Raw genomic sequence first — 12,875 nt, forward strand, 5'->3', positions numbered from 1 at the left:
GTTGCCTTCACCAGCACCTGAGACAGACGGGGCAGATCAGTGGTAGCCACGACCGACCGCGACGAGCGCACCGGGGCGCCCGCGCCCGCACCACGACGCCGGGGCCTGGGCCGCATCGCCACAGCGGTCAGCGTCTTCGGTGAGCTCCTCATCACCGCGGGCCTCGTCCTCGGCCTCTTCGTCGTCTACTCGCTGTGGTGGACGAACGTCGTCGCGGACCGTGCGGCGGACAAACAGAGCAACAAGGTGCGCGACACCTGGTCGAAGGACACCGGTCCTGGCGCCCTGGACACCAAGGACGGCATCGGCTTCCTGCACGTACCGGCCATGAAGAACGGCGAGGTGCTCGTCAAGAAGGGCACGTCCACGAACGTGCTGAACGACGGCGTCGCCGGCTACTACACGGACCCCGTCAAGGCCGTGCTGCCGGGGACCGGCGACGACGGCAACTTCTCTCTGGCCGCCCACCGCGACGGCCACGGCGCCAAGTTCCACAACATCGACAAGATCAGGAAGGGCGACGCGATCGTCTTCGAGACCAGGGACAAGTGGTACGTGTACAAGGCCTACGCGATCCTGCCCCAGACCTCGAAGTACAACGTGAAGGTCCTGAACCAGATCCCCAAGGAGTCGGGCGTGAAGAAGCCCGGCCACTACATCACGCTGACGACGTGCACGCCCGTGTACACGTCCACGTACCGCTACATCGTGTGGGGCAAGCTGGTGCGCGTCGACAAGGTCGACAGCAAGCGAACGCCGCCGGCTGAACTGCGCTAGCCGACGGCGTCCGTACGCGCCCTGTGCGGGCGCCCAGGCGGTGCTGAGGAGGGTCAGTACTCCTCGTCGCGGGTGGTGGCTGTGCCTGTGGGGCCTCCGAAGACGCCTCCGTTGTCGTTGCCTCCGTTGCCCTGGTCTGCGGCGAACATGTTGACCGGGGTGTTCTGGGCGACCGAGCTGTTGGGGGCCGGGTCCTGGGTGAACACGGTGGCGTTCTGGTCCTGGGAGCCGCTGATCGAGCCGACCTGCAGACCGGCGTCCTGGAGGATCTTCGTGGCGTCCTTGACGCTCTTGCCCCGCACGTCGGGCACAGTCACGTTCTGCGTAGCGGGCGCCTTGGCGATCTGGATCGTCACCGCCGAGCCGGGGTCGGCCGGGGTGCCCGCCGAAGGAACCGTCTGGATGACCTTGCCCGCCTCGACGGTGGCGCTCTCGACCTCGGTGCAGTTGCCGGTGAGGTCGCTGTCCTTCATCTGCTGCTTGGCCGCGTCGCAGGTCTGGCCGGTCACGTCGGGAACGGTGGTCTGTTCCTTCTTCTTGGCGACCTCGAGGGTGACGGTGCTGCCCTTCTCCAGCTCGGTGCCCGGGTCGGGATCCTGGCTCAGGACGGTGCCGGGGTCCTCCGACGATTCGGTCTTCTTGGTCTCGACCTCGAAGCCCTTCCGCTCAAGCTGCTCCGTGGCCGCGTCGACGTCCTTGTCGATCACGTTCGGCACAGCCACCTTCGGCGCACCCTTGGACACGACCAGCGAGATGGTGTCGTTCTTGTTGACCGTGGTGCCGGCCTTCGGGTCCTGGCTGCAGACGTTGCCCTTCGGCTGGTCCTCGCATGTCTTCTGCGTGATGTCCAGCTTCAGATCGACGTTCGTCGCCATCTTCTTGGCGTCGCTCTGCGTCTCACCGACGAAGTTGGGCGCCTTGAACGGTTCGTTGCTGGCTTCGTTGCTGCTGAACGCCCACTTCCCGATCAGGATCGCCCCGACCAGGACCAGCAGACCCGCCACGACCAGCAGGATCGTGGAGGTGTTGTTGTTCTTCTTCTGGCGGCGGCGGTCCGGGCGCTCGTCGTAGCCGTAGCCGTCGTCGGGGTTCACGGGCGGCATCATCGACGTCTGGCCGACGCCGGGCTGCGGGCGCAGCATCGCCGTCTGCTGGTCGTCCGGGTGGCCGCCGTAGCCGACGGCGCCCAGGGCCGCTGTGGCCGCGACGGGCTGGCCGTCGAGGCAGGCCTCGATGTCGGCGCGCATCTCGTCCGCGGACTGGTAGCGGTAGTCGGGGTCCTTGACCAGCGCCCGCAGGACGATGGCGTCCATCTCGGGCGTGATCTCGGGGTCGAAGACGCTCGGCGGCTGCGCCTCCTCCCGTACGTGCTGATAGGCGACCGCGACCGGCGAGTCGCCCACGAACGGGGGCCGCACCGTCAGCAGCTCGTACAGCAGGCAGCCCGTCGAGTACAGGTCGGAGCGGGCGTCGACCTGCTCGCCCTTGGCCTGCTCCGGGGAGAGGTACTGGGCGGTGCCGATGACGGCGGCGGTCTGCGTCATCGTCATTCCGGAATCACCCATCGCACGGGCGATACCGAAGTCCATCACCTTGACCTGGCCGGTGCGCGTCAGCATGACGTTGGCCGGCTTGATGTCGCGGTGGACGATCCCGTTGCGGTGCGAGTACTCGAGGGCCTGGAGGATGCCGATGGTCATCTCCATGGCACGCTCGGGCAGCAGCTTGCGCCCGGAGTGCAGGAGTTCCCTCAGCGTCGACCCGTCGACGTACTCCATGACGATGTACGGGATCGAGACCCCGTCGACGTAGTCCTCGCCCGTGTCGTACACCGCGACGATCGCCGGGTGGTTGAGCGAGGCGGCCGACTGGGCCTCCCGGCGGAAGCGGGCCTGGAAGGACGGGTCGCGCGCGAGGTCCACGCGCAGCGTCTTCACCGCCACGGTGCGGCCGAGCCGGGTGTCGTGCGCGAGGTACACCTCGGCCATGCCACCACGGCCGAGCACCTGGCCCAGCTCGTACCGGCCGCCGAGGCGACGCGGCTCTTCCATAGCTACCTACCAGCCCTCTCCGTCGGTCCCGACCGTACCCACGTGTGGTCCGGCGGTGTGCTGTCCGGGCATACCGTACCTGGCTCGCCGCCCATGACCTGGCCGAGAACGTCACCCGATACAGGACCGGTATCGCAACGTGCACCGTTGTGAAGGTGACGTGACCGGCTTCACTCCTTGCTGTCGATCACTGCCTTCATCACAGCCTTGGCGATGGGGGCGGCCAGACCGCCACCCGTGATGTCGCCACGGTTGGCGCTGCCGTCCTCGACGACGACGGCCACGGCCACCGGGGAGCCCTCGCTGGTCTTCGCGTACGAGATGAACCAGGCGTAGGGCTTCTCGCTGTTGTTCAGGCCGTGCTGCGCCGTACCGGTCTTGCCGCCGACGGTGACGCCGGGGATCTGCGCGTTGGTTCCCGTGCCCTCGCTGACGACGGTCTCCATCATCGACTGCAGCTTCTGCGCGTTCTCCTTCGACATCGGCTCGCTGAGCTTCTTCGGATCGGTCTTCTCGATCACGTCGAGGTTCGGCGCGGTGAGCTGGTCGACCATGTACGGCTGCATCAGGACGCCGTCGTTGGCGACGGCCGCGGCGACCATGGCCATCTGGAGCGGCGTGGCGCGGTTGGAGGCCTGGCCGATGCCGGCCATGGCGTTCTGCGGCCTGTTGTCCTCGGGGTAGACGCTCTCGACGGCGCGGACCGGGACGAACTGCTCCTCGTTGAAGCCGAACTTCTCGGCCTCCTCGATCATCTTCTCGTTGCCGACCTCGTCGGAGAGCTTGCCGAAGACCGTGTTGCACGAGTCCCGCAGGGCCACGCGCAGCGTCGCGTTCTCGCAGGCGCCGTGCTCGTTGGTGAGGTTGTTCGTGGACAGCGGCAGCGGCCAGGGGTCCGGGGAGTCGGTCTTGGCGTCGATGTCGCTGACCTTGCCGTTCTCCAGCGCCGCGGCGGCCGTGACGACCTTGAAGGTGGAGCCGGGGGGGTAGGTCTCGCGCAGGGCGCGGTTGAGCAGCGGCTTGTCCTTGTCCTTGTCCAGCGCCTCGAACTTGTCGCCGTCGTTGAGGCCCGCGAAGACCGAGGGGTCGTACGAGGGCGTGGAGGCGAGCGCCAGGATCGCGCCGGTGGACGGGTCGATGGCGGCGACGGCACCCTTCTTGGAGCCCAGGCCCTCGAAGGCCGCCTTCTGAGCGGCGGCGTTGAGGGTGGTGACGACGTTGCCGCCCTCCTTCGCCTTGCCCGTGATCATGTCGAGGGTGTTGCGGAAGAACAGCCGGTCGTCGTTGCCGGTGAGGATGCCGTCCTCGATGCCCTCGAGCTGGCTGGTGCCGACGAGCTGCGAGGCGTAGCCGGTGACGGGGGACCACATCTCCCCGTTCTTGTACGTCCGCTTGTACTTGAAGTCCGTGCCGGTCGTCGCGACGGAGTCGGTGATGGACTTGCCGTCGACGATGATGTCGCCGCGCGGAGCGGCGTAGCGCTCGATGGAGACTCGGCGATTGTTCTTGTTCGACTGCAGTGAGTCCGCCTGGACGTACTGCAGCCAGTTGTCCCGGATGAGCAGGGCGAGGACGAGCAGTCCGCAGAAGATCGCGATCCGGCGCAGGGGCTTGTTCACGGGCGGACCACCTGGGTCATCTCGGCGTCGGGGTTGGAGGCGGGGGACGGGGCCGGGCGCCGCGCGGTGTCGCTGATACGGATCAGGATGCCGATCAGGGCCCAGTTGGCGATGACGGACGAGCCACCGGCGGCGAGGAACGGCATGGTCATACCGGTCAGCGGGATGAGGCCCATGACACCGCCGGCGACCACGAAGATCTGCAGGGCGAAGGCGCCGGACAGGCCGACCGCGAACAGCTTGCCGAAGGGGTCGCGCGCGGCCAGCGCGGTCCGTACGCCCCGCTCGATGATCAGGGCGTACAGCAGCAGGAACGCCATGACGCCGGCCAGGCCGAGCTCCTCGCCGACGGTGGCGAAGATGAAGTCGGAGTTGGCGGCGAAGCCGATGAGGTCGGAGTTGCCCTGGCCGAGGCCGGTACCGAGGACACCGCCGGAGCCGAAGGACATGATCGACTGCCCGATCTGCTGGCAGGCGTTGGAGGTCTCGTAGCAGGCGAAGGGGTCGAGCCAGGCGTCGACACGGGCCTGCACGTGGCTGGCGAACGAGGCCACGCCCACGGCGCCCGCGGCGGACATCAGTAGACCGATGACGATCCAGCTGGTCCGCTCGGTGGCGACATACAGCATGATCACGAACATGCCGAAGAACAGCAGCGACGTACCGAGGTCGTTCTCGAAGATCAGGATGAGCAGGCTGACGGCCCAGATCGTGATGATCGGGCCGAGGTCGCGGCCGCGCGGCAGGTACAGGCCCATGAAGCGGCGGCTGGCGAGTGCCAGCGCGTCCCGCTTCACCATCAGGTAGCCGGAGAAGAAGACCGCGATGATGATCTTCGCGAACTCGCCGGGCTGGATGGAGAAGCCGCCGACGCTGATCCAGATCTTTGCGCCGAACACGTCGGCGCCCAGGCCCGGCACGACCGGCAGGAGTAGCAGCACCAGCGCTGCGACCATCGAGATGTACGTGTAGCGCTGCAGGATGCGGTGGTCCTTGAGGGCGAACAGCACGACGACGAACAACGCGATGCCCGCCGCAGAGTACATCAGCTGGTTCGGGGCGGAGGGGCTGAAGGTGGCGACCTGCTGCAGCCGCTCCGACTGGTCCAGACGCCAGATGAACACGAGCCCGAGCCCGTTCAGCAGCGTCGCCAGCGGCAGCAGCAGCGGATCGGCGTAGGGCGCGAGCTTGCGGACGACAAGATGCCCGACCCCCGCCAGCAGCCCAAGTCCGATGCCGTAGCCCATCAGACCGGTCGGCACCTCGCCGTTGATGGCCAGGCCGACGTTGGCGTAGGCGAACACCGGGATGGCGACGGCGAACACCAGCAGTGCGAGCTCGGTGTTGCGCCGGCTGGGCGCGCCGATGGCGCCGATCGTTGACGTGTGGTGCGTCGACGTGTTCGTGCTCATGGTGTGACAGGGCCCCTCACGGCTGCTTACTGCTTACCGCACAGCGAGACCAGCTTCTGCTCTTCGTCGGAGAGGCTGGGGCCGGGTGTCGGAGTGGGTGCGGTCGTGGACTTGTCGGTCGAGGATGCCGACGGGTTCGGCGTGGGTGAGGCCTTCGTCACCACCGAGGTCTTCGTGGCGGTGGTGGTTCCCGTGGTGCCGCCCGCTTCGCCCTCGCCGGTCTTGGCGTTCTCGCTGTCGGCCTTGCGGCGCTCGGCGTCCTTCTTGCACGCGGACGCCTGCACGGCCAGCTCATCGATCTTGTCGCGGGCGTCGCCGAGGCTGCCCTCGGCGATGGTCGCCTCGACCTGCTTGCGCTGGTAGGGCGGCAGGTACTTGAGTTCGATGTCGGGGTGGTCCTTCGCCACCTTCGACAGCGAGACCCAGGCCAGGTCCTGGCTGATGCCGCGGTACAGCGCGACGTGCTCTTCGTTGGCCCCGACGTAGTACTGCGTCTGCGTCCAGCGGTAGCCGCCGTACAGCCCGCCGCCGATCACCGCGAGCGCCAGCACGGTGTAGAAGGATCTCTTGAACCACCTGCGGCCTTTGCGCGGCTTGACGAAGTCGTCGTCCGAGTAGCCGTCGAAACCGACCTGGGGAACGTACCCGGTGATGTCGCCGCTGCCCGGCGGGCCGAACTCGCCGCCGCCCTGTCCGGGCGCCTGACGGCCGAGGCCCGACGCGCGGCCCGCGGGCGTCTGCATGGCGCTGTTGTCGTGCAGATGGTGCTGGTTGTGCTGGTTCTCGGCGACCGCGCCGACCACGACCGGGGTGTCGGAGAGCTGCCCGGCCAGGGTGTCGCCGCCGTCGATGTCGAGGACGTCCGCGACGATCACCGTGATGTTGTCCGGGCCGCCGCCGCGCAGCGCGAGCTGGATGAGCTCCTGGACGGTCTCCTGCGGGCCCTGGTAGCTGGCGAGGGTGTCCTCCATCGTCTGATGGCTGACCACCCCGGAGAGGCCGTCGGAGCAGATCAAGTACCGGTCGCCGGCGCGGACTTCGCGGATCGAAAGGTCCGGCTCGACGTGGTCGCCGCTGCCCAGCGCGCGCATCAGCAGGGAGCGCTGCGGGTGGGTGGTGGCTTCCTCTTCGGTGATGCGGCCCTCGTCGACGAGCCGCTGCACCCAGGTGTGGTCCTGCGTGATCTGCGTGAGCACACCGTCACGCAGCAGATACGCGCGCGAGTCGCCGACGTGGACGAGACCGAGCCGCTGACCGGTCCACAGCAGGGCGGTCAGGGTGGTGCCCATGCCCTCGAGCTGGGGGTCCTCCTCGACCATCATCCGCAGCTGGTCGTTGGCCCGCTGCACGGCCGTGCCCAGCGACGTCAGGATGTCGGAACCCGGGACGTCGTCGTCGAGCGTGACGAGGGTGGAGATCACCTCGGAGCTGGCGACCTCGCCGGCGGCCTGGCCTCCCATGCCGTCGGCGATCGCGAGCAGGCGGGGACCGGCGTAGCCCGAGTCCTCGTTGCCTTCGCGGATCATGCCTTTGTGCGATCCGGCGGCAAAGCGCAGTGACAGACTCATGCGCACCTCGCCCGTCGGCTCCGGGTACATCCGCACGGTGCCCACCCTCCGGTCGGGAGCACGCCGGCGTCCTGTGGCAGGACCACCGCGTCCGCTCGCTCGCTCCGCTCGCTCATTGTCGTACTACTTCCGCAGCTCGATGACGGTCTTGCCGATGCGGATCGGCGCGCCCAGCGGAATCGGTGTCGGTGTGGTCAGCCGGGTCCGGTCGAGATACGTGCCGTTGGTGGACCCGAGATCCTCGACGATCCACTGGCCGTCACGGTCGGGGTAGATCCTGGCATGCCTGCTGGACGCGTAGTCGTCGTCCAGCACGATCGTCGAGTCGTGCGCGCGGCCCAGGGTGATCGTCTGTGCCTGCAGCGCGACGGTGGTGCCGGTGAGGGTGCCCTCGGAGACGACCAGCTTGGTGGGGGCGTTGCGGCGCTGGCGGCCGCCGCCGCCCTGCTGGCGCTGCTGCGGCGGCGCGGCGGCCTGGCGGGCGGCCTGCTGCGGCCGCCCGCTGTCACGGCGCGACCCGCGCTGGGTGACGCGCGTACCGAACAGGTCGCTGCGGATGACCTGCACGGCCACGATCACGAACAGCCACAGAACGGCCAGGAAACCCAGCCGCATGACCGTCAGGGTCAGCTCTGACATTGCCCCCGCTTCACCCTTCGGCTTGCCGGTAAATGATGGTGGTGCTGCCCACGACGATCCGCGAGCCGTCGCGGAGCGTAGCGCGGGTGGTGTGCTGCCCGTCCACCACGATTCCGTTGGTGGACCCGAGATCCTGGATCGTCGAGGGCGTTCCGGTCCGGATCTCACAGTGCCGGCGCGAGACGCCGGGGTCGTCGATCCGCACATCGGCGTCGGTGCTGCGGCCCAGCACCATCGTCGGGCGGGAGATCTGATGGCGCGTGCCGTTGATCTCGATCCAGCGCCGAACCTGGGCGCCCGGCAGCGGACCCGCGCCGGGCCGCTGGCCCATGGACGCAGGGGCCGGCCGACCGCCGGGCGGCGGCGTGGACGGCATGGGAGGAGCACCGGCCGGCTGCTGCGGGTGACCACCCGCGGGCCCCGGGTAGCCGTAGCCGCCTCCTGCCGGTGCGCCGCGGCCGCCGGGGGCCGGCGCCGCGGGGGCGCGGCCGGGAGTCTGGGAGCTGCTGGAGGCGAGCGTGCGGCTGCGTACCCGGTACAGACCGGTGTCTAGATCGTCGGCCTTCTCCAGGTGGACCTTGATCGGTCCCATGAAGGTGTAGCGCTGCTGCTTCGCGTAGTCGCGGACCATGCCGGCCAGCTCGTCGCCGAGCTGCCCCGCGTAGGGGCTCAGGCGCTCGTAGTCGGGCGTGCTCAGCTCCACGATGAAGTCGTTGGGGACGACCGTCCGCTCGCGGTTCCAGATCGTCGCGTTGTTGTCGCACTCGCGCTGCAGCGCGCCGGCGATCTCGACGGGTTGGACCTCGGACTTGAACACCTTGGCGAAGGTGCCGTTGACCAGACCCTCGAGACGCTGCTCGAACTTCTTCAGGACTCCCATGGGGCACCTCCTCCTTCGTTGTCGTCCTGGTACTGCTTACAGATCGTATCCACGCGCCGGGAAATCGGCTGGTTCCCCTTGTCTGCCCGGACCATGAGTGTCGACCCTCACAAGACATGCCCTGGCGGAGCTGCCGGGATCCTTTCCGGGCCTCGTCGAAGGCCGTTTCCGGACACCGGCCGGACGTCGTCCGGGCACCTGCGCGGCCTCCTCCTGGAACTCCTGCCGGGGCTCCCGTTCTCCTCGGGGCTCCCCCTTGAACTCCGCTCTGACTCCTAGCTCGGCGAACCCTCCGGACTCCTTGCCGGACCGCGCCACCGGGGCTCGGTGAAGTTCTCCGTTGAACCTTCCCGACAAGGGATCGTAGAGGGGGCCTGAGAACAGTGTCCCGCACCCGGCTGTGGACCTCGGCCACTGCCGGGGGTCCGGACCGTGACCGGTACGAGGTTGGTACGCGGACGATGCGGATCCGCTGCAGATCCGGCGCCGCCGGGGTGCCGGGCCGTGCAGCGGCGGTGCCGAGGCGGTGCAGAACCGGTGCCGCGCCGGTGCTGATCCGGTGCCGAGGCGGGTGTCGGGACGACGGCCGGTCGCCGGGGAAGAAATGGAGTGGCCGGGGGTGCCGGGCGGCGCGGTGGTTGACGTGCGCCGGAGACGGCGCGAGTCCGCCTGTGCCGGGACGTGTGGGCAGGCGAGGAGGGGTGTGTGCCGGAGAGCCGGTGTGTGGGGTGTGTGCGCGGACCGCCTGGTCAGGTACCGCGGTCCGGTGCCGTACGCGCCGTACGCCGCCTCGCGGCGCGCCTGGGTCCGTCCCGTCGGCTGCTCGCCGATACGGATGTGAATCCACCCTCGGCAGCGTGCTAATCTTCTGGATGTCGGAAGGCGCTCGCACCGAAAGCGCGGGACCGGAAGACAACACCCAATGCGCGGGTGGCGGAATAGGCAGACGCGCTGGATTCAGGTTCCAGTGCCCGCAAGGGCGTGGGGGTTCAACTCCCCCCTCGCGCACCACCACGAAGCGGGTCCCCGCCAGTGACGAAAGTCCTGGCGGGGACCCGCTTCTTGTGTTGTATGCCACATGTGCTGCTGCATGTCGCTCGGTACATGTCCATGTGGATGTCGCATGTGCATCTCGCTACGGCGGGGTGGCTCACTGGTGTGCGGGGAGAGCCGAGCGGTGACGTAATTCACCGGTGGGACCGTTGTTGTCATGTACGCCAGCTCGGACGTGGAGTTTTCCACAGCTGTGGAGTTGTCCACAGGCTCTGACGCCTTCCTGTCACCGGCGGTACGGTCATGGCCGGTTGATGTTCGTCTGCGAGGCGGCGAGACATGGGGGAGGCGGTCGCCGTGACCGAGATCAGCAGGGAAACCACGGGTGTTCCCGGCCAGCGCGACGGCGAGACGGAGCGCGACCAAGCGGAGCGCGACGAATCGGAAGCGCCCGAGCTGGGCGCCGGACCCCAGGCGGCACGGCTGCCGCGCGTACGGGGATTCGCGGAATGGCCCGCCGAAGGAACGCCCAGGCAGGCGCCCAAGCAGGAGGGCAAGGCGCTGCGCGCGCGTGTGCCCCGGTCCTCGCACGCGGAATTCTCCGCCGACAGCGGCCGCCCGGACGCCCCGACCGCCGTCCAGGAGTCCAACCGCGGCAGGCTCCCCGAGCTCACCCCCATACGCGTGGGACGCATGGCCGCAACTCCCTTCGCGTTCCTGCGCGGTTCGGCCGGACTCATGGCGTACGACCTGGCTCGCACGCCCCTCACGGGCGTCGGCGCACAGATATGCGGCGACGCACACGCAGCCAACTTCGGGCTCTACGCGGACGCGCGCGGCGGACTGGTCATCGACCTCAACGACTTCGACGAAACCGTGCACGGACCCTGGGAATGGGACGTCAAACGGCTCGCCGCATCGCTCGTCCTCGCCGGCCGTGAGGCGGGAGCGGACGAAGACGCCTGCCGCAAAGCGGCCTTCGACGCCGCGGGCGCCTACCGGCGCACGATGCGGCTGCTGGCGAAGCTTCCGGTACTGGACGCGTGGAACGCCATCGCCGACGAGGAACTGGTCTCCCACACGGACGCGCACGACCTGCTCGGAACGCTGGAGCGCGTCTCAGAGAAGGCGCGGAACAACACCAGCGGGCGGTTCGCCGCCAAATCCACCGAGCCGACGGCTGACGGCGGACGACGGTTCGTCGACGCCCCGCCCGTGCTGCGCCGCATACCCGACGCAGAGGCGGCCGCCGTGGCGGCCTCCCTCGCGGACTACCTGAGCACCCTGTCCGTCGACCGCCTGCCGCTGCTCGCGCGGTACGCGATCCAGGATGTGGCGTTCCGGGTGGTCGGGACCGGCAGCGTCGGAACCCGCTCGTACGTGGTGCTGCTCCTCGACCACCGGGGCGAGCCCCTCGTACTGCAGGTGAAGGAAGCCCGCCCCTCCGCCTTGCTGCCGCACCTGCCGGCCGCCGGCTTCAAGGTGCCGGAGGAGAACCACGAGGGACGCCGCGTGGTGCTCGGCCAGAAGCGGATGCAGGTGGTCAGCGACATCCTCCTGGGATGGACATCGGTCGACGGACGGCCTTTCCAGGTACGGCAGTTCCGTAACCGAAAGGGCAGCGTGGACCCCTCGGCGCTGGCCGTCGACCAGCTGGACGACTACGGCCGCATGACCGGCGCCCTGCTGGCGCGCGCCCACGCTCACAGCGCCGACCCACGACTGATAGCCGGATACGGCGGCAAGACCGAGGAACTGGACGAGGCGATCGCACACTTCGCGGTGGCCTACGCGGACCGCACGGAAGCGGACCACGCGGAGCTGGTGGCTGCCGTCAGGGCGGGGAGGGTGGCGGCGGAGTTCGGGGTTTGAGGGGCAGGGCGGGGCGGGAGGGGCGGGGCCCCTCCCCAGGTTGTATGGCCAGCCGGTCCCGGCCCCTCCCTGCCTTTCCTCCGGAGCCCCGGCCTCCGTCTCGCCCCCGTGGCCTAGGCTGGCCCGGTGACCACCCCGGAAGCCGAGACGCCCCAGACCGAGCCGCCTGCGCAGGAGCCGCAGGAGCGAGCTGCCGCAAATGAGCGGTCAGGTTCTGAGGGGCGGCGGCCCGAGGAACGGCCCGAGGAACGGCTCGAGCAGGCCGTGCGTAACGCCGAGCAGGCGCTGATCGAGTACGAGATCGCTGTCGAGACGTTCCGGGTCGAGGTGGAGAACTTCTCCCGGCTGCACCATCAGAAGCTTGGCCCGATGTACGCGCGGCTGGACGAGCTCGATGCGCAGATCGCCGAGGCCAGAGCGGCCCGTACCGGGGATCCCGAGGATCTGCGCCGGGCGCACGAGGCGCGGGCACGGGTGATGCCGATGCCGGCGGTCGAGGAGCTGTTCCACGACTGGATGGACTCGGAGGGGCTGCGTCCGGAGGCCGCCGCGATGCTCACCGATCAGTCGGTCAGGCCGCCGCAGCGGGTGCGCCCGAGCGACGAGGCCCGCAAGCTCTACCGCGAGCTGGCTCGCAAGGCGCATCCGGATCTGGCGGACGACGAGACGGAGCGGAACCGGCGTGACGAGTTCATCTCGCGGGTCAACGCCGCGTACGCACGTGGTGACGAAGCGTTGCTGAGGGAGCTGGGCGAGGAGTGGGCCGCAGGGCCGGTGCCCGCGGAACGGCAGCCCAGCCCCACCGAGGAGCTGTACGCGCGACTCGAGTGGCTCGCGCAGCGCAAGGAGCTGCTCACCGTGGTCGCCCGCGAGCTGGAGGAAGGCGCGATCGGATCGATGCTGCGGCTGGCGCCCGACGACCCGGACCGGCTGCTGGACGAGATCGCCGAGCAACTGCTGGCCGAGGTCGCGGAGCGCGAGGCGGAGCTGGCGCGGCTGCTGGGCGGTTAGGCCTCTCCGGAGCAGTACGGGGGCGGTCCGCTGTGCAGCCGTGAAGCGGCGAG

Annotated in this window: 9 protein-coding genes and 1 tRNA gene; 4 read left to right on the plus strand and 6 right to left on the minus strand. The window is 69.1% G+C overall.

The annotated features are described in order from the left end of the window. Nucleotides 1-39 precede the first annotated feature (39 nt). Nucleotides 40-777: a class E sortase gene (locus ABT009_RS09845; RefSeq protein ID WP_351291484.1), complete on the plus strand. Its 738-nt coding sequence runs from the start codon at nucleotides 40-42 to the stop codon at nucleotides 775-777. A 53-nt stretch (nucleotides 778-830) separates the two neighbouring features. Here the strand turns inward: ABT009_RS09845 and pknB are convergent, their stop codons facing one another. The 6 genes from pknB to ABT009_RS09875 form a co-directional block, all read right to left on the minus strand. Next, the gene (gene pknB, locus ABT009_RS09850) at nucleotides 831-2,828 is read right to left on the minus strand and encodes a Stk1 family PASTA domain-containing Ser/Thr kinase (RefSeq protein WP_351291486.1); all 1,998 of its coding nucleotides are present in this window, start codon (nucleotides 2,826-2,828) and stop codon (nucleotides 831-833) included. Between the two features lie 170 nt (nucleotides 2,829-2,998). Beyond that, nucleotides 2,999-4,447, minus strand: coding sequence for a peptidoglycan D,D-transpeptidase FtsI family protein (locus ABT009_RS09855; RefSeq protein WP_351291488.1), 1,449 nt, complete (start codon nucleotides 4,445-4,447; stop codon nucleotides 2,999-3,001). Further along, nucleotides 4,444-5,859 carry an FtsW/RodA/SpoVE family cell cycle protein gene (locus ABT009_RS09860; protein ID WP_351291490.1) on the minus strand — a complete coding sequence of 472 codons (1,416 nt, stop codon included), beginning with the start codon at nucleotides 5,857-5,859 and terminating at the stop codon, nucleotides 4,444-4,446. Before ABT009_RS09860 ends, ABT009_RS09855 begins: the two co-directional genes overlap by 4 nt. A 26-nt stretch (nucleotides 5,860-5,885) precedes the next feature. Beyond that, nucleotides 5,886-7,427 (minus strand): Stp1/IreP family PP2C-type Ser/Thr phosphatase, encoded by a 1,542-nt coding sequence (locus tag ABT009_RS09865; protein ID WP_351291492.1) that lies wholly within the window; start codon nucleotides 7,425-7,427, stop codon nucleotides 5,886-5,888. 123 nt (nucleotides 7,428-7,550) lie between these two features. After that, a complete protein-coding gene (locus tag ABT009_RS09870) occupies nucleotides 7,551-8,066 on the minus strand; it encodes an FHA domain-containing protein FhaB/FipA (protein WP_351291494.1) in 516 nt (171 codons plus the stop codon). Nucleotides 8,067-8,076: 10 nt separating this feature from the next. Further along, nucleotides 8,077-8,946 (minus strand): FHA domain-containing protein, encoded by an 870-nt coding sequence (locus ABT009_RS09875; RefSeq protein ID WP_351291496.1) that lies wholly within the window; start codon nucleotides 8,944-8,946, stop codon nucleotides 8,077-8,079. Nucleotides 8,947-9,870: 924 nt separating this feature from the next. Between ABT009_RS09875 and ABT009_RS09880 the strand changes: the two genes are divergently transcribed. The 3 genes from ABT009_RS09880 (at nucleotide 9,871) to ABT009_RS09890 (ending at nucleotide 12,822) form a co-directional block, all read left to right on the plus strand. Continuing rightward, nucleotides 9,871-9,957, plus strand: a tRNA-Leu gene (locus ABT009_RS09880). Between the two features lie 321 nt (nucleotides 9,958-10,278). Beyond that, on the plus strand, nucleotides 10,279-11,811 hold the full coding sequence (locus tag ABT009_RS09885; protein ID WP_351291498.1) for a DUF2252 domain-containing protein: 1,533 nt from the start codon (nucleotides 10,279-10,281) through the stop codon (nucleotides 11,809-11,811). A 126-nt stretch (nucleotides 11,812-11,937) separates the two neighbouring features. Then, complete coding sequence (locus ABT009_RS09890; protein WP_351291499.1) at nucleotides 11,938-12,822, plus strand: J domain-containing protein; 885 nt, start codon at nucleotides 11,938-11,940, stop codon at nucleotides 12,820-12,822. Nucleotides 12,823-12,875 lie beyond the last annotated feature (53 nt).

Source organism: Streptomyces sp. NPDC002896, assembly GCF_040295225.1.
Lineage (GTDB): Bacteria > Actinomycetota > Actinomycetes > Streptomycetales > Streptomycetaceae > Streptomyces.